This window comes from Methylobacterium komagatae, from assembly GCF_042661665.1.
GTDB classification, from domain to species: Bacteria; Pseudomonadota; Alphaproteobacteria; order Rhizobiales; family Beijerinckiaceae; genus Methylobacterium; species Methylobacterium komagatae.
In genome coordinates this window covers 4008180-4025000 of record NZ_JBHSWN010000001.1, presented here as the reverse complement: position 1 = coordinate 4025000, position 16821 = coordinate 4008180, and the positions used below count along the sequence as shown (strand labels likewise).

14 protein-coding genes and 5 pseudogenes (1 of these 19 cut by a window edge) are annotated in these 16821 nt (G+C 69.4%); 5 read left to right on the top strand and 14 right to left on the bottom strand.

Annotation, left to right across the window (positions count from 1 at the left end; genetic code table 11):
- The 8 genes and pseudogenes from metG to ACFQE0_RS19965 form a co-directional block, all read right to left on the bottom strand.
- Positions 1–1333 (bottom strand): annotated as a pseudogene (gene metG / locus ACFQE0_RS20000) (methionine--tRNA ligase) (it extends 277 nt beyond the left edge of the window).
- Positions 1333–2372 (bottom strand): annotated as a pseudogene (locus ACFQE0_RS19995) (DNA polymerase III subunit delta'). The pseudogenes metG and ACFQE0_RS19995 overlap by 1 nt, the downstream one beginning before the upstream one ends.
- Positions 2365–3038: pseudogene (gene tmk, locus ACFQE0_RS19990) on the bottom strand (dTMP kinase). The pseudogenes ACFQE0_RS19995 and tmk overlap by 8 nt, the downstream one beginning before the upstream one ends.
- 16 nt (positions 3039–3054) lie before the next feature.
- A pseudogene (locus ACFQE0_RS19985) lies at positions 3055–4259 on the bottom strand (D-alanyl-D-alanine carboxypeptidase family protein).
- 182 nt (positions 4260–4441) lie between these two features.
- On the bottom strand, positions 4442–5776 hold the full coding sequence (locus tag ACFQE0_RS19980) for a septal ring lytic transglycosylase RlpA family protein (protein WP_378972778.1): 1335 nt from the start codon (positions 5774–5776) through the stop codon (positions 4442–4444).
- Positions 5777–6055: 279 nt separating this feature from the next.
- Positions 6056–6217 carry a ribbon-helix-helix domain-containing protein gene (locus ACFQE0_RS19975; RefSeq protein WP_378972775.1) on the bottom strand — a complete coding sequence of 54 codons (162 nt, stop codon included), beginning with the start codon at positions 6215–6217 and terminating at the stop codon, positions 6056–6058.
- 17 nt (positions 6218–6234) lie between these two features.
- Positions 6235–6420, bottom strand: a complete 186-nt coding sequence (locus tag ACFQE0_RS19970; protein WP_378972773.1) for a hypothetical protein — start codon at positions 6418–6420, stop codon at positions 6235–6237.
- Entirely contained in the window at positions 6404–7051 is a 648-nt protein-coding gene (locus tag ACFQE0_RS19965; protein ID WP_378972771.1) for a division plane positioning ATPase MipZ, read from the bottom strand. Before ACFQE0_RS19965 ends, ACFQE0_RS19970 begins: the two co-directional genes overlap by 17 nt.
- A gap of 360 nt (positions 7052–7411) precedes the next feature.
- Between ACFQE0_RS19965 and ACFQE0_RS19960 the strand changes: the two genes are divergently transcribed.
- Together ACFQE0_RS19960 and ACFQE0_RS19955 are read left to right on the top strand one after the other, a co-directional pair.
- Positions 7412–7969 (top strand): PAS domain-containing protein, encoded by a 558-nt coding sequence (locus ACFQE0_RS19960; RefSeq protein WP_378972768.1) that lies wholly within the window; start codon positions 7412–7414, stop codon positions 7967–7969.
- Positions 7970–8037: 68 nt separating this feature from the next.
- Entirely contained in the window at positions 8038–9678 is a 1641-nt protein-coding gene (locus ACFQE0_RS19955) for an acyl-CoA synthetase (protein WP_378972766.1), read from the top strand.
- 3 nt (positions 9679–9681) lie between these two features.
- On the opposite strand, the gene ACFQE0_RS19950 is transcribed toward ACFQE0_RS19955, so the two are convergent.
- Complete coding sequence (locus ACFQE0_RS19950; RefSeq protein WP_378972764.1) at positions 9682–9822, bottom strand: hypothetical protein; 141 nt, start codon at positions 9820–9822, stop codon at positions 9682–9684.
- Positions 9823–10054: 232 nt separating this feature from the next.
- Between ACFQE0_RS19950 and ACFQE0_RS19945 the strand changes: the two genes are divergently transcribed.
- Complete coding sequence (locus ACFQE0_RS19945; RefSeq protein WP_378972761.1) at positions 10055–11248, top strand: alpha/beta hydrolase; 1194 nt, start codon at positions 10055–10057, stop codon at positions 11246–11248.
- A gap of 465 nt (positions 11249–11713) precedes the next feature.
- On the opposite strand, the gene ACFQE0_RS19940 is transcribed toward ACFQE0_RS19945, so the two are convergent.
- A complete protein-coding gene (locus tag ACFQE0_RS19940; RefSeq protein ID WP_378972759.1) occupies positions 11714–11887 on the bottom strand; it encodes a hypothetical protein in 174 nt (57 codons plus the stop codon).
- Between ACFQE0_RS19940 and ACFQE0_RS19935 the strand changes: the two are divergent.
- Positions 11805–12011: pseudogene (locus ACFQE0_RS19935) on the top strand (TonB-dependent receptor plug domain-containing protein); the annotation flags it as partial. The gene ACFQE0_RS19940 and the pseudogene ACFQE0_RS19935 overlap by 83 nt on opposite strands.
- A 415-nt stretch (positions 12012–12426) precedes the next feature.
- Entirely contained in the window at positions 12427–13713 is a 1287-nt protein-coding gene (locus ACFQE0_RS19930) for a TonB-dependent siderophore receptor (protein ID WP_378972757.1), read from the top strand.
- Here the strand turns inward: ACFQE0_RS19930 and ACFQE0_RS19925 are convergent, their stop codons facing one another.
- Genes ACFQE0_RS19925 through ACFQE0_RS19910 form a run of 4 tightly spaced genes read right to left on the bottom strand, consistent with a single transcriptional unit; the run spans position 13714 to position 16806 of the window.
- The gene (locus ACFQE0_RS19925) at positions 13714–14337 is read right to left on the bottom strand and encodes a PhnE/PtxC family ABC transporter permease (protein WP_378972754.1); all 624 of its coding nucleotides are present in this window, start codon (positions 14335–14337) and stop codon (positions 13714–13716) included.
- Positions 14338–14357: 20 nt separating this feature from the next.
- Positions 14358–15242 (bottom strand): PhnE/PtxC family ABC transporter permease, encoded by an 885-nt coding sequence (locus ACFQE0_RS19920; RefSeq protein ID WP_378972752.1) that lies wholly within the window; start codon positions 15240–15242, stop codon positions 14358–14360.
- Positions 15242–15907 carry an ATP-binding cassette domain-containing protein gene (locus ACFQE0_RS19915; protein WP_378972750.1) on the bottom strand — a complete coding sequence of 222 codons (666 nt, stop codon included), beginning with the start codon at positions 15905–15907 and terminating at the stop codon, positions 15242–15244. The genes ACFQE0_RS19920 and ACFQE0_RS19915 overlap by 1 nt, the downstream gene beginning before the upstream one ends.
- An 11-nt stretch (positions 15908–15918) precedes the next feature.
- The gene (locus tag ACFQE0_RS19910) at positions 15919–16806 is read right to left on the bottom strand and encodes a putative selenate ABC transporter substrate-binding protein (RefSeq protein ID WP_378972747.1); all 888 of its coding nucleotides are present in this window, start codon (positions 16804–16806) and stop codon (positions 15919–15921) included.
- Positions 16807–16821 lie beyond the last annotated feature (15 nt).

The window sequence follows — 16821 nt, the reverse complement described above, 5'->3', positions numbered from 1 at the left end:
TAGCGGTTCGCCTCGGCCACCACCGCCCAGATCTCCGCGAGGATCGCGTGCAGCGCGAGTTCCTTCATCAGGCCCCGCGCCTTGTCGGCGAGGGCGTCGGCCTGGGCCAGCATCGCGCGGTCGGCCTCGGCCAGATCGCCTGGCTCCGGAACGGCGGCGTCGCAGTTCTTGGCGACCATCGAGAGCGAGCGCTGGGCGAGATTGCCGAGGTCGTTGGCGAGGTCGGCGTTGATGCGGTTGATGATGGCGTTGTGGTCGTAGTTGCCGTCGCCGCCGAAGGGCGCCTCGCGCAGGCAGAAATAGCGCACGGCATCCGTGCCGAAGGTCTCGGCGAGGTCGAACGGATCGACCACGTTGCCGAGCGACTTCGACATCTTCTCCCCCTTGCTGAGGAAGAAGCCATGGCCGAACACGCGCTTGGGCAGGGGCAGCCCGGCCGACATCAGGAAGGCGGGCCAGTAGACCGCGTGGAAGCGCACGATGTCCTTGCCGATGACGTGCAGGTCCATCGGCCAGAAGCGGGCATTCGGGTTCGCCGCATCGGGGAAGCCGGTCACGCTGAGATAGTTCGTGAGGGCGTCGACCCAGACATACATGACGTGGCCGGGATGCTCCGGCACCGGCACGCCCCAATCGAAATTGGTGCGGCTGACCGAGAGGTCCTTCAGCCCGGCGCGGACGAAGCTCGCCACCTCGTTGCGGCGGGTGTCCGGCCCGATGAAGCCCGGATTGTCCTCGTAGTGCTTGAGCAGCCTGTCCTGGTAGGCGGAGAGGCGGAACAAAAGTTCTCCTCCTCCATCCAGGTGACCGGCGTGTCGGTGGCGAGCGACCGGCGGGACCCGTCCTCCACCAGCCGTGTCTCGGCCTCGTCGTAATAGGCCTCGTCGCGGACGGAGTACCAGCCGGCATACTTGTCGAGGTAGATGTCGCCGTTGGCCACCATCCGGCGCCAGATCTCCTGCGCGGCGGCGTAGTGCGCGGGCTCGGTGGTGCGGATGAACCGGTCATAGGAGCAGCCCATCCGGTCGGCCATCTCGCGGAACTTCGCAGCTGTGCCGTCGACATAGTCGCGCGGGCTGATCCCGGCCTTGGTCGCCGCCTGCTGGATCTTGAGGCCGTGCTCGTCCGTGCCGGTGGAGAACAGCACGTCGTAGCCGTCCAGCCGGTGGAAGCGCGCGATGGCATCGGTGGCGATCACCTCGTAGGCGTGGCCGATATGCGGCGCGCCGTTCGGGTAGGAGATCGCCGTCGAGAGGCTGAAGGTCTTACGGGGGGAAGGGCCGTCCGTCACGCTCGCGTCCGCTGATCGAGGGAGCCGGGACGCCCCGCGCATCACCCCGCCCGGCTCAGGTCGGCGAAGAGCGACAGGACGACGGGCCGGCGGTCGAGGTTGTAGGTCGCGGCCTCCCGGGCGCTGCGGGCGAACTTCTCACACACCTCCACGAGCGCCGCAAGGCGGGCGACCGGCTCCCCTGTCGCCGGTCGAGCTCGGCGGAGACGAAGCGCAGCACCGCGTCGCCCGCCGCAGCGAACCGCTCTTCGCCGTCGCGCCCGGCCAGGGTCTCCGCGAGTTTCAGCACCCGGCCCCAATCGGGCGTGGCCGAGCGCGACAGCAGAGTCTCGACCTCCGCGACGAGCCCGGCCGTGACGGGATCGACGAGGCCGAGCGCCCGGCCGACCGAGCCTTCCGCGAGGCCGACCGCGCGGGCGAGTGCCGACTCGTCCGGCTGTCCAAAGGGCGGGGGCAGGGCGCGGACGGCGCTCGCCACCTCCCCATCCGCGAGCGGTCGCAGGATCAGCGCGCGGCAGCGGGAGCGGATGGTCGGCAGGAGCCGACCCGGCTGGTGGGCGAGGATCAGGAACAGGGCGCGGGGCGGAGGCTCCTCCAGCACCTTGAGCAGCGCATTGGCGGCGTTGGCGTTGAGGTCCTCGGCGCTGTCCAGCACGCAGATCCGCCAGCCGGAATCGGCGGCGGTGGCGGCGAACAGGTCGAGGGCCTTGCGCACCATGTCGACGGAGATCTTGGTCGGCAGGGTCTTGGCGCCCTGCCCCCTGTGGCGGCGGAGCGCCACGAGGTTCGGGTGCGAGAGCCCGGCTACCTGCCCGTAGATCGGATGGTCCGTTGGAACGTCGAGACCGGGCGGGCCATCGCCTCGCGGATAGGCGAGAAGACGCCGCGCCACACGGTAGGCGAGGGTGGCCTTGCCGATGCCCATGGGGCCGCCGATCAGCCACGCATGGTGCAGGCGCCCGGCGGCGAGGCCCTCCGCGAAGGCGGCCTCGGCCGCGCCGTGTCCGATGAGCGTCGCGGTCTCGCGGGGGCGGGGGACGCCCAGCCGGTCGCCGATCTCCTCGTCCGCCGCCTCAGCCATGGGCCCCCTCCCCGGCCAGCACCGGGAGCCGTTCCGCGACCGTCGCGGCGATGGCGGCCTCGACGGCATCGGGCTCGGCGGCGGCGGCGATCACCGCGCAGCGGCCCGGCTCGCGGGCGGCGATGTCGAGGAAGGCGGCGCGCAGGCGGGCATGGAAGCTCAGCGCCTCGGCCTCGAAGCGATCCTGTCCCTCCCCCGCGCGGCCGCGCGGGCGAGGCCCGTCTCCGGCGGAAGGTCGAGGATCAGGGTCAGGGCGGGCCGGGTGCGGCCGACGACGACCCGTTCGAGGGCGTTCAGCACGGCCGGATCGAGCCCACCCGCCGCGCCCTGATAGGCACGGGTCGAATCGATGAAGCGATCGCAGATCACGGTCTCGCCCCGGGCGAGAGCCGGGCGGATCAGCCGGTCGAGATGGTCGAGCCGCGCGGCGCTGAACAGCAGGGCTTCGGCGAAGGGGCCGTAGGGCTTGGCCACTCCGGCCAGAACGGCGGCGCGGATCTCCTCGGCATAGGGCGAGCCGCCGGGCTCGCGGGTCGTCACCACCGGGTGATTGGTGCGCGCACGCAGGCGCGCGGCGAGGCGGGCGACCTGGGTCGACTTGCCCGCCCCCTCCCCGCCTTCCAGGGTGATGAAGACGCCCCCCGCCGGGGCTTCCGACTTCTGCATCGTCACGGGCGCGCGGTCACGACGGGTTGGCGGCCCGGTCCTCGGGCTTGCCCCCGGCGGCCTTGTCGAAGGCCTTGCGCATCAGGCCTGTGCCGAATTCCAGCGCGGCATCCATCGCCCGCTGGCTCAGGGTGCCCTGCCCCACCGAGGCGCCGGCAAAGAGCGGCTGGTCCAGGGCCACGACGTCGCCGCGCTGGACCCGCAGGACGCCGACCTGCTGCCCCTCCGTCACGGGGGCGACGAGGGGCCCTTTGTAGATCACCTTGGCGCTCACCCGGTCGCTGCCGCCGCGGGGCAGGAGCACCCGAACCGGCTTCTTGGCCACGAGCGGCACGGAGCCGCTCTCGCCGCCGAAGACCGAGGCTTCGGCCACGGTCTCACCGGGGGCGAAGACCTGGCGCGGTTCGAAGGCGCGGAAGCCCCATTCCATCAGCTTGCGCGATTCCGCCGCCCGGTCGCGCGCCGTCTTGAGACCCGAGACCACGAGGACGAGCCGCTGCCCGTTCTGCACCGCCGAGCCGGTCAGCGCGTAGCCCGATTCTTCCAGATAGCCGGTCTTCAGGCCGTCGGCGCCGATATCGAGGGTGAGGAGCGGGTTGCGGTTCTGCTGCTTGATCTTGTTCCAGGTGAACTCGCGCTCGGAGAAGATCTTGTAGAGGTCCGGATAGGTATCAATCAGGTGGATGGCGAGCTTCGCCATGTCCCGCGCCGTCACCTTCTGGTCGGGCGCCGAGTAGCCGGTGGCGTTGCGGAAGGTGGAGTTCGTCAGGCCGATCTCCTTGGCCCGCTGGTTCATCAGCCCGGCGAAAGCCTCCTCGGTCCCGGCCATGTTCTCGGCGATGGTGATCGCCGCATCGTTGCCCGACTGGACGATGAGGCCGCGCATCAGGTCCGACATCTTGATGCGGCTGTTCACCTGCGCGAACATCGAGGACCCCCGCCCCCGGCACCGCCGCGCTTCCACGCGTCCTCCGTGACGGTGAACTCGCTGTCCATCGTGAGGCGGCCGGATTTCAGCGCCTCGAACACGATGTCGGTGGTCATCAGCTTGGCCATGCTGGCCGGGGAGAACCGCTCGTCGGCGGCCTTCTCGAACAGGACCGAGCCGGAATCCGCATCGATCAGGATCGCGTGCGGCGCCGCCGTCTGAAAGGTCTGCGCCTTGGCGGGCGAGGCCAGGGCCAAGGCGGCGGCCAGGAGAGACAGAACGGTCCTGCGCATCGCGGATCTCCGGCGGGCCACAATTGCAATCCCTGGTAGGGACGGGCGGGCGCGTCCGCCGCTTGTGCGTCAGAACCCCTAGGTGGGAAACAGCTCAGGCGGCGACGAGCGTGACCATATCGCGTTTCCCCACCGCGATCGAACGCGAATTGCCGCAAGGCCCCCGGCCCGGGGCCTCGACGTCAATAGATTCCGGCGTAGCGTGCGCCGTGACCGCCGGACCGGGTCGGGGACTCGGACGCCTTGGCGACCTGCCGGGCCGCGTCCTTGTGGGCCACCTTCGTATCCTTGGTCGCCTCCTTGCCCTTGCCGGGGGTGGCGGCGGGGGGCACCTGGGCGGCGAGCTTGACCGGACTGATCTTGGCCGGGGCGAGCTTCGCCATGGCAAGCTTGGAGTTCTCCGGGACCGCCGGGGCGTGACGGCCCATGGCCTTGTGGGGCTCCGGGGTCGCCGAGGCGAGGCGGGCGACGACCGGAGTGGGCTTGCCTGCAGGCATCGCCTTGGCCGCCATCAGGCTGGGCTTGCCCGCCGGGCTCGCCTTTGCTGCTTCCTTCGCAGCTTCTCTGGCGGAGGCGTGGACGGCCACCGGCATCTTGCCCGGGTTGCCGCCGGAGACCGTCGCCGCCGCGAAGTGGACGGGCGTCGCCTTGGCCTGGACCGGCGCGGGCTTGAACTCCCTGGTGCGGTTCGCGGTGGGTTGCACGGCCGCCGGGACGGCGACGGCGGCGCTCGCCAGCACGATCGGGGCGCGCACGGTCCGGCGCGGTGCCTCCTCGGTGGGCTCCGGCTTTTCGGGGGCGGGCTTGTAGGCGAGTGGGGTCGCGCCCCGGCTGAAGCTCTCGGTCTCCTCGGAGGGGCCGAGGTCGGCCACCATCACCGGCGAGGATATGCCCGCCGGGCGGCCATCGGTGCGCAGGGTGGCGAGGAGCTTGCGGTCGTCGGAGCCGGCCAGCGAAGCCTTGCCGGCATATTCCACCCGCACGCGGGCCGTGCCCCGGCGATGGAAGCCAAGGGCTTCGGCCGCATCCTCCGAGACGTCCATGACGCGCCCGGCATGGTACGGGCCGCGATCGTTGACGCGCACGATCATGGACGCGCCATTCTCGAGGTTCGTGACGCGGGCGTAGCTCGGCAGCGGCAGGGTCGGGTGCGCGGCAGCGATGGAGTGCCGGTCGAACACCTCGCCATTGGCTGTCATGCGGCCATGGAAGGCGGAGCCGTACCACGAGGCCAGACCCTCGCGGACATAGCCCTTGGCGTTCTCGCGGGGCTCGTAGGTCTTGCCCGCCACCACGTAGGGCTTGCCGGAAAAGCGGCGCCCGCCGCCCTTGGGAATGACGTCGCCCTCGTTGTAGAGGCGCGGGCTCGCCTTCACCCCGTATTTCGGATCGACGCTGCTGCCGGAGCCGGCGGCGAGCTTTCCGGGAGGGGTCGAGGCGCAATTGGCGGTGGCCAGGGCCACGCCGGAGACGGCCAGGAACCGCAGGGCGACACGCCCGGGTCGAAGGTGCGTCATACGCGGGGTACCAACTCTACTCGTGGACCGGCCCGGGACCGGACCTCCCCCGGCACGACCGGGTCCAGGCAGAATTGTCGCGACGACGTAAAGGAACGCTGAACGGACCGGCCCGCAGCGATGCTATCCACCGCTCTAGCTGAGCGCTCCAAGTGAGGTGCTGGATGAGGCCCTCGCTGCAAAGACCTCTCGACATAGATGTTTTGCGGAAACTTCGGAGAAAGCTTCACACACGGCGTGAGGATTTCCGGCTATCCCGTTGCCACGCCGTCAAAAAAGTCAGCGGGGAGGCGTGTCCGTGAGCTGCGCGATGGAGCGCGAACCCCGCTGCTTGAACAGCAGATCGAGGGCTTCGAGCATCAGGCCGTGCATCTTGGTGCGCTCGGCATGGGCCAGATCGCGCAACTGGTCGTAGACCGGCGGCTCCAGATAGACGGACATCTGGCGGGCGCGCTGCTTCAGCGTACCGCCTCCACGGGGGCTTCGGCTTCTTGCCGCGCTTCTTGCCGGGCTTCCGGCTTGGCGGCGGAACTGAGGGCGACGATCTCGGCGCTGCGCAGGCCGCCCCGCCCGGGGGACAGGCGCTCCGGCGGGCTCGCCGCCGCGACGATGGCCGCGAGGCTGAGCTTAGGCGGCTTGGACATGCTTGTCCGTCCGTGCGTTCTGGCTGCGGCGCTCGATCCAGGACCAGAGCTTGCGCACCTCGGCGGCGGCCTGGCCCTTGGGGTTCAGTTCGGTGACGCCGAGACCGAGGCCGATCGCGTCCTGATGATCGGTGCGGGCGACGATGTTCACGTCCGGCAGGATGCCGAGCACGGCGAGGCCGTCGGCGGCGTCGCGCACCCGGTAGGAGCGGGGCGGCGTCTGGTTCAGCACGAAGGCGAACTTCTTCTCCAGCCGGTAGATCGCGGCGAGCGTCGGCTTGAAGGCGCGCAGGTCGGCGGGCGTCGGGCGGCAGGGGATGATGCAGAGGTCGGCGGCGCGGATCGCGGACAGGGTGCCGGGCGAATCGACGCCGGGCGTATCGATGAAGACGTAGTCGTAGGCGGAGTCGCGCAGGCGCTCCATCACCGGGTCGAGCTGGGCGGCGTCGATCTGCGCGACCTCCGGGCCCTCTACCGTGCGGTGGTCGAGCCAATCCGTGATGGTGGCCTGCCGGTCCATCTCCAGGATGCAGACCGAATGGCCCGCCTCACGGGCGGCGACGGCCAGGGAGATGCAGAGCGTGCTCTTGCCGCTCCCGCCCTTCTGCGTGACGAAGGTCAGAGCTTTCATGCTGGCGTCCTCCTGCCGGGGCCGGTCCATTGCCAGGACGGCGCGGGCACGCGTGCAACCTGAGATCGTCGAATTACATCCTGTGCGATCCTGCGATCCAAGGATGTCAGGTCTCTGAGTAGGCCGAAGCATGGTTAATGCTTCGTTAAGCGCACGCCCTCGCCGCCTCTGCCGCCGAAACGACGTCGCAGGACCGGCCCTTGCCGAAAATTCGGTGGAAATCATACTTAAGGTTTAGAAATGGCTGCGATTCGCTCAAGCGGGCTTTTCAGTGAGAAGTGAATGACGTAGCGTCATTTGAACGGCGCCGGGACCCCTGAGATAGTCTAACCTCAGGTAAACAGCGGCCAGGATAGGACGATGGATTCACCGATCCCGCAAACCGTGCTCGAGGCGTCGGGCGTCGTAGGCACCTGGATGCACGACCACTGGGCTGGACGCCTCTCGCTCTCGGGCCAGTTTCCCAGCCTGATGGGGCTCGACCCGGACGTGGCGGCGCGCGGCGTTCCCCTGTCGGTCTTCCTGGACCGGACGCATCCGGACGACCGGGCGCGGATCGAGAATTACTTCTACGCCGTCGGCGCCACGGGCGGCCCGGTGGAGGCGGAGTTCCGCACCTGCGACACGCAGGCGGGGATCCGCACCCTGGTGATGCGCGGCCGGATCGAGCGTGACCCCACCGGGACCGTGGCCCAGGGCTGCGGCATCGCCATCGACCGCACGGAGGAGAATGCCGCCGGCCTGCTCCAGACCGAGCAGGTGATGAACCGCATGGCGGAGCACGTGATCGCCCTGCGCGGCCTCGCTCAGACCCTGCAACGGCCGATGCTGATCGAGCGTGTGGAGCGCCTGATGATCGAGGTCGGATTCGAACTCGCCCGGTTCCTGCCCGAGCCCGAGGACGAATCCCGTCATTGAGACCGTACCGGGACGATTGAACTGCCCGGCATCCGCACGCTACCGTCCCTTCAAAGATGGAGGGGACGATGGGCGACACGATCTATGACCGGGATCTCGACCGGGTCGCAGCCAATTATCAACCGCTGAGCCCCCTGCTTTATCTCGACCGGGCGGCGCGGGTCTTTCCCGAGCATGTCGCCGTCATCCATGGCGGCCTGCGCCGGACCTATGCCGACCTCTACGACCGTGCCCGGCGCCTCGCCTCCTCCCTGAAGGCGCGAGGGATCGCCCGGGGCGACACCGTGGCGGTGCTCCTCGCCAACACGCCGGAGATGGTCGAGTGCCATTACGGCGTGCCCATGACGGGGGCGGTGCTCAACACCCTCAACACCCGCCTCGACGCCGCCGCGATCCGCTTCTGCCTGGAGCATGGCGAGGCCAAAATCCTGATCACCGACCGCGAGTTCTCGCGCATTGCGGGGCCGGCCCTGGAGGGGATGGAGAAGCGCCCCCTCGTCATCGACGTGGACGACCTGGAATATGACGGGCCGGGCGAGACGCTCGGCGAACTCGGCTACGAGGCCTTTCTCGCGGCGGGCGACCCGGAGGCGGATTGGGCTCTGCCCGCGGACGAGTGGGACGCGATCTCGCTGAACTACACGTCGGGTACGACCGGCGATCCGAAGGGCGTGGTCTACCACCATCGCGGCGCCGCCCTGCTGGCGCTGGGCAACGTGGTGACGGGCGGGCTCGGCCAGCATCCCGTCTACCTGTGGACCCTGCCGATGTTCCACTGCAACGGCTGGTGCTTTCCCTGGACCCTCTCGGTCGTGGCGGGCACCCATGTTCGCCTGCGGCAGGTGCGGTCCGAGGCGATGTACCGGCTGATGGCCGAGCACGGCGTCACGCATCTCTGCGGCGCCCCGGTGGTGATGCAGCTCCTCATCAACGCCTCCGACGCGGAGCGCCGCCCCCTGCCCCGCCGGGTGTCGTTCTTCACCGCCGCTGCCCCACCGCCGGAGGCGGTGCTGGCGGGCATGTCCGAGGCGGGTTTCGACGTGACGCATCTCTACGGGCTGACGGAGAGCTACGGCCCGGCGGTCGTCAATGCGTGGCACGCCGATTGGGACGCGCTCGCCGCCGACCAGCGGGCGGCCAAGAAGGCGCGCCAGGGCGTGCGCTACCCCGTGCTCGAAGCTCTCGACGTGCGCGATCCCGAGACGATGGAATCCGTGCCCGCCGACGGGAAGACGATGGGCGAGGTGATGATGCGCGGCAACGTGGTGATGCGCGGTTACCTCAAGAACCCGAAGGCGACCGAGGCCGCGTTCAAGGGCGGCTGGTTCCGCACCGGCGATCTCGGGGTGAAGCACCCGGACGGCTACGTGCAGCTGAAGGACCGCTCGAAGGACATCATCATTTCCGGCGGCGAGAACATCTCCTCGATCGAGGTCGAGGATGCCCTGTTCAAGCACCCGGCGGTGGCTGCCGCCGCCGTCGTCGCCCGGCCCGATCCGAAATGGGGCGAGACGCCCTGCGCCTTCGTGGAATTGAAGCCGGGGGCGAACGCCTCGGAGAACGACCTGATCCAATGGTGTCGTGGGCGGCTCGCTTCCTACAAGCTGCCGCGCCACGTCATCTTCGGAGAGCTGCCCAAGACCTCCACGGGCAAGGTGCAGAAATACATCCTTCGCGAGCGCGCCCGCGAGGGCGGGAAGGAGGCCTGAGGCCTAATCCTCCCGCCGGGGATGGCGCCGGGTCGCTTTCACGCGCACCGGGACCCGGCGGGCCGCCAGGGATGCGCGCACCAGGGACAGGCCCATCACGGCGAGTCCGGCGGCAAGGACGGTCTGGGCGATTGTGGGATCCACGAGAGGGTTCCTCCTGAACGTCTCGCCCAAGGTGGCGATCCACGGCCGTCTGCGCTAGCGGCATGGGCGGCGGAACTGCCATGCAAAGGGTGGATTCGGTGACGCAGGCGGCATCCCCGCCGCACGAATCGTCATGGTCGGCGATTACCGAGGGCCGATGCGCCATAGATGGCGCTGAAGGATGGGGCCGGGGGCACGGATGATCGGACGCAGGCGGGGACGGGACGCGGGGATGGCGGCCGGGGTCGCGCGCGTCCTGATGGCGGGCCTCGTGGCGAGCGGTCTCGCTGCCCCAGCCGCCCTTGCCCAAGGGACGGTCGCCACCCCTGCCCTGGAACCCGCCACCCCCGCCCCCGGCGATCCGGTGACCCGGACGAGCTATTTCTATGTCGGCGGACGCTACCAGAAGGTCGGCGAGAAGACGCTGATGGTCGGGCAGATGTTCGTGGAGGTCCGCACCCCCGCGAAGGTCACGCAGCCCTATCCGGTGGTGATGGTCCACGGCCTCGCCCAGACCGGCGTGAACTTCATGGCGACGCCGGACGGCCGCTCCGGCTGGGCGCAGCGCTTCGTGGAATGGGGCTACCAGGTCTACGTGGTGGATCAGGTCGGGCGCGGGCGCTCCGGCACCAATCCGGAGGTCTACGGTCCCTACGACCGTCTCGGTACCCGCGATCTGGAGCGCACCTTCACCGCGCCGGAAGTCTACGACCTCTATCCCCAGGCCAAGCTGCACACCCAATGGCCGGGCGGCGCGGGCGTGCAGGGCAATGCGAGCTTCGACCAGTATTTCGCGAGCCAAGTGCCCTACCTCGCCAACAGCCAGCAGACCGAGGATCTCGTCGATACGGCGCTCGGCGCCCTCCTCGACCGGACCGGCCCGGTCGTCCTCGTCACCCACGGTCAGGGGTCGCTGTTCGGCTGGGCGTTGTCGGATTCCCGGTCCGATCTCGTGAAGGCGCATGTCGCCGTCGAGCCCGGCGGGCCGCCCTTCTTCGACGTCAAGTTCCGGGGCAGCAAGGATTTCTGGGAGAAGTCCGGCGATGCCCGCGCCCGCGCCTACGGCATCACCCGCATGCCCCTCACCTTCTCGCCGCCGGTGCGGACGCCTGAGGACCTCGTCGTGGCGCAGCAGGCCAAGCCCGCCGCCGATGGCCAGATCCGCTGCTGGCTTCAGGGCGAGCCGGTTCGCACTCTGCCGAACCTCGCCAAGGTGCCGACCGTGATCGTGACGGCGGAGGCTTCCTTCCACGCGGCCTACGACGACTGCACCGCCGCCTTCCTCACCCAGGCCGGCGCCAAGCCGGAGATCCTGCACCTCGCCGACCAGAAGGTGCGCGGCAACGGCCACATGGTCATGGTCGAGAAGAACAGCGACCTCGTCGCCGACACGTTGATGGGCTGGCTCTCCGGCCGCTTGCACTGAGGCCACTCCCCGAAACGACGCTGTGCCGCGCCGCGCCTCTCGCGGGCGTGATCGATTCGCCACAACCCACGGTAAGTGCGCGTCCCTCCCTTGCGGCGAAGCTTCGGGCGACGTACCCAAACTGAAAAGCGCAGTTGGCGCAATAGTTTATCATTGTTCTAAACAGCGCGGCCAAGCGACGGGGCTCCCCGGCGAACGGGGTCGGCTGGCCGAGGAGTCGGGTTGTGAGAGACGGTCGCACACGCACGCAGGCCCTGCGCGCCCTCATCCTCGCGGGGACGTCCCTGGCAGCCCTCACCGCCGCGAGCGCGCAGCAGGCGGCGCCGCGCGGTGCCAGCGTTCAGCTCGACGAGATCAGCGTGGAGAGCCGCGGCGGCGGCGTCCCGGCCGGGGGCCGGCGGGAGGGGCGCCAGGCGGGGCGCTCGGCGCGCCGGGAGTCGAGAACCCGAGGGGACCGGTGGCAGGCTACGTGGCGACGCGCTCGGCCACGGCCACCAAGACCAACACGCCGCTGGTCGAGACGCCGCAATCGATCACCGTGATCGGCCGCCGCCAGATCGACAGCCAGAATGCGCAGACCCTGACCCAGGCGACGCAATACGCGGCGGGCACCTTCTCGGGCAGCTTCGGCTTCGACACGCGCAACACCTTCATCTACCTGCGCGGCTTCAACGTCAGTGATTACGGCATCTACCGGGACGGGTTGCAGACGCTGAATTACGGCTTCGGCTACTTCAACACGAACACGTTCGGGCTGGAGCGCATCGAGATCCTGCGCGGCCCGGCGGCGGTGCTGTTCGGCGCGGGCTCCCCCGGCGGCATCGTGAACCAAGTGAGCAAGCGCCCCACCGCCGATCCGTTCGGTTATGTCGAAATCGGCGGCGGCTCCTTCGGCCAGAAGTATGCGGCGTTCGATTTCGGCGGCCCGGCCGACAAGGAGGGGCACTGGTTCTACCGCATCACCGGCTACGGCCGGAACGGCGGCACGCAGGTCGATGGCGCGCCCGACGACAGCTACTCCATCGCCCCGAGCGTGACCTACCGGCCCGACGGCGCGACGACCCTGACGGTGCTCACCTCGGTCCAGCGCGACAACACCGCCGTCACGGCGAACTTCCTGCCGTATCTCGGCACGGTGCGACCGCAGGCGCTCGGCCTGCGCCTCCCCCGCTCGCTCAATGTCGGCGACGCGCGGCTCAACACCTACCAGCGCGACCAAGCCTTCCTCGGCTACGAGTTCGAGCACGTCTTCAACGACACCTGGGCCTTCCGGCAGAACCTGCGCTACTCGTTCGGCGAGAGCTTCCAGGATTCCAATATCGGCCAGGCTCGGCTACGCCTTCGGCGACGCGACGCAGACCCAGCTCGCCCGCTACCGGTTCCGCGACCATGCCCGCGTGAACCTGTTCCAGGTCGACAACCAGGCCGAGGCCCGCTTCTCCGACGGGTTCTTCCGCCACGATCTGCTGATGGGCCTCGACTACAAGGATTACCGCCTGACCGACAATCAGGCCTCGGCCTTCCCGGCCTCGAACCTCAACATCCTCGCGCCGGTCTATTCGGGCGTCGAGACCAGCCCGACCCCCTACCTCATCAATTCCAACGCCTTCCAGCAGCTCGGGATCTACCTGCAGGACCAGATCAAGCTCACGGACCGCCTGACCCTGGTGCTCGGCGGACGACTGGACTTCGCCGACAACCGGGTAACCGACAAGCTCAACAACGGCTTCGGCAATACCGGACGCAGCGACACCGGCCCGACCTACCGCACGGCACTGATCTACAATTTCGAGAACGGGCTCGCGCCGTATGTGAGCTACTCGACCTCGTTCCAGCCGCTGATCGGCACCGGCCGCCTCAGCAACACCTTCAAGCCCGAGGAGGGGACGCAGATCGAGGGCGGCGTGAAGTTCGAGCCGCCGGGCCAGGGCTATTTCGTGACGCTGGCGGGCTTCGACATCCACCGTAAGAACGTGCTCACCCCGGACCCCGTGAACACCCTGTTCCAGGTCCAGCTCGGCGAGGTTCGCTCCACCGGCTTCGAGGCGCAGGTCGTGGCGAGCGTGTTCGATGGCCTCGACGTCGCCGCCTCCTACACGATCTACGGCCTGACCAACGAGCGCGGCGGCGCCGACATCATCGGCAAGGTGCCGGTGAACGTGCCCGAGAACTTCGCCAACGCCTATTTCGACTACACGATTCCGGTGGGAGCGCTGCGCGGCTTCGGCTTCGGCGGGGGCGTGCGCTACTTCGGACGCTCCTTCGCGGACACGGCCAACCTCTACCGGGTGCCGGATTACGTGCTGTTCGACGCGCAGGTCCATTACAATTGGGACCGCTGGCGGCTCGCCGTCACCGCGACGAATCTCGCCGACCGGCGCTTCGTCTCCTCCTGTCAGGCGTTCAATTCGTGCTTCTACGGCGATGCCCGCCGGGTGCTCGCGAGCCTGAGCTACAAGTGGTGATCACGCCCGGCCCGGCTCGGCGCAGGGCACGGCCTGCGGACCCGAGAGCCGGGTCGGCAAGTCGTTGATCCTGAGCGACCGGCGCAGGGTCCGCGAGAGCGCATCGACGGCCATCGTCAGCAGGGCGGTGGCGGCGATGAGCAACACGGCCACGTCGAGGCGCAGTTCCGAGATCGCGGCATCGACATAGAAGCCGAGCGTCGTCACGCCGAGGATGCCGAAGATCGCGCTCTCGCGCAGGATCAACTCCCAGCGGTAGAGCAGGAAGGCCAGGAACTGCCCGTAGAGACGCGGCAGGGTCTCGTAGGCGTAGAGGTTCAGCCCACGCGGTGCGTCGGGCCGGTAGGGAATGGCGTCGGCGTGGCGGCCCATCAGGTAGCCAATGATCCCGGCATTGTGCAGCGACAGGGCGATGATCGCGGGCAGCATCGAGGGGCCGAGCATCTGCAGGCAGAGATAGGCCAGCATGTATTCCGGCGTGGAGCGCACCACGACGAGCAGCACCCGGCCGAAGGGTCGCCCGACCGGCCCGGCGAAGCGCCGCGCCGTCAGCGGAAACAGGAGGAGCGCTCCGAGCGCCGTCGCCACCAGGGCGATCTGGGCCAGGATCAGCGTCTGGCCCATGCCCGGCAGGATCTGCTCCGTCAGGATCGGCCGGAACCAGCCCAGAGGCCGCCGAGACTTGCATCCCCCGCCCGCAGGGGGGCCGGGACGATGTCGCGGGTGAGGAAGCGGACGAGGCTCGGGCCGATCTCGGCGCGGCCGATGGCGGGCGGCAGGGCGAAGAGGGCGCCGACGAGGAGGAGCGGTACGCTCCAGCTCCGCACCCAGAGGCGCCGGGAGCCGATCAGCGCGTAGAAGACGAGGAGCAGCGCCCCGGCCTCGGCGTAGCGACCCTGCCGGAAGGCGGATTCCAGGGTGAAGCCCATGGTCGGCAGGCCGATGAAGCCGAGCACGAGGCTGGAGCGCATCCCGCATTCGAGGCGATAGAGGGTGTAATCGGCAAAGCGCCCGGCGAGATCGGGCAGGCGGGCATAGGCGAAGGCCGAGATCGCCCCCGTCCCCGGCGGCAGGACGCGCAGGGCGGACAGGTCCGCCTCCTCGATGATCTCCGAATAGACCTTGGCGCAGATCCCGGCATAGGGCAGCGCGATCGCGAGCACGCCCGTGGTGGCCGACAGGCCGAAGACCTGCATCAGCAGGAGCGCCCAGAACAACTCGTGGACCGAGCGGAGGGCGGCGCAGGCGATCCTCACGGCCCGCGAGCGGGCGAAGGGGATGGCCAGCAGGAGCCCCGCCCCCGCCCCCACCGCGACCCCGAGCACGGCGAAGGCGACCGTGTAGAGGATGCTCGATCCCTCGACGCTCAGGATGTCCGGCCGGATCAGCCCGCCGAGGAGACGCGATAGTTCCGCGAGGGGATGGAGCGTCGTGACATGCAGGTCTGCGACAAGGAGACAGGCGAGCGCGGCGAGCGCGAACCAGCCGCTGACGGCGCGATAGCCCTGTGGCGCCAGGGAGAGGCGCATCAGGCCGCCTCGTAGAACGGCCTGAGCCGAGCGGGATCGACCTCGGCGGCGGGGGCATCGAGGACGATGCGGCCCGCCTCCAGCACGACGATCCGGCCGCAGGTCGCGAGCGCCAGCCCGGCATCGTGCAGGGCGAGGATCAGGGTCTCGTGGGTGGCGGCGAGTTCGGACAGGATCGCGGCCCCCTGGCGCGGATCGAGAGCCGAGACCGGCTCGTCGCCGATCAGCACCGGGCGGCCGTTGTAGAGGGCACGGGCCACCGAGACCCGCTGCTGCTGGCCGCCCGACAATGCCCCCGCCTTGGCCCAGAGCTTGTCGGACAGGCCGACCCCGGCGAGCACAGCCTCGACCGCCGCGACATCCGCGCGGGAAGGGCGCACCAGCGTACGCAGGTTGTGCAGGGTCGAGCGCCTGTCGAGGCGGCCCATATAGACGTTGTGGAACACCGAGAGGGTCCGCACCAGGGCGGCGGCTTGGGGCACCAGGGCGACCTGTTCGGGGATCCGCTCGCGGATCAGCCCGAGCAGGGTCGATTTGCCCGCCCCGGAGCGGCCCATCAGAGCGACGCGCTCGCCCGCGCGGATCGTCAGGTCGATGCCCGACAGAACCGCGTGGTCACCATAAGCGGCGCGCGCGTTCGCGAGGACGACGAGGGGCTCGGACAAAGCTCGGCCCGTCAGTCGAGCAGGCCGGTCGCCTTGCCGACCTCGATCAGCGGCTCGTAGGCGGCGTTGGTGACGGGGATGAACTTCGAGCGGCCGAACGGCTCGAGGATCGCCGGATCGGTGACGCCGGTCAGGGCTGCCCGGAGCTTGTCCGTGAAGCCCTCGCCGTAGGTCTTGTCCACGTCGCCGCGCACCGTCCACTGGTAATCGGGGAAGGGCGGGCTCTCCCAGATCACCGAGACGGCCTTGGCGTCGACCTTGCCGGCCTTGGTGTCGAGGTCCCAGACCGAGAAGTCGACGGCGCCGACCTCGAAGGCCCCGGATTGCACGAGCTGGATCGTGCGCGAATGATCGCCGGAGAAGCCGACGCGGGAGAAGACCTGCTCGGGCGTCTTGCCGGGGAAGGCCTCGCGGATCCGGTATTCCGGCATCAGCCTGCCCGAGGTCGAGGCGCGGGCGCCGAAGGTGAAGGTCTTGCCGGCGATGGCCTTGGGAAATTCGGCCGCCCGGGACAATCCGGTGGCGGCGTTGGCGATCAGGTAGAAGCGGAAGGCGGCGTCCTCGGCGCCCTGCGCGATGGCCTGCGAGCCCGGCACCGCCTTGCGCGCCTGCACGCCGGTGAAGCCGCCGAACCACGCGAGCTGTACCTGTCCGTTGGTGAAGGCCGTGACCGCGGCCGGATAGCTCTTCACCGGCACGTAGCGCACCGGCACGCCGAGCTTGTCCTCAAGGTATTTCGCGACCTTGCCGAACCGCTCGACGAGACGGCTCTCGTCCTGATCGGGGATGCCGGTGAAGACGAGCGGTGGCGTGTCCGCCGCCCGCGCCGGACCGGCGAAGCCGATGCCCGCCGCCAGCAATCCGCAGGCGAGCCGCGCGATTCGTCCGATCCCGACCATGATTCTCCGACCCCG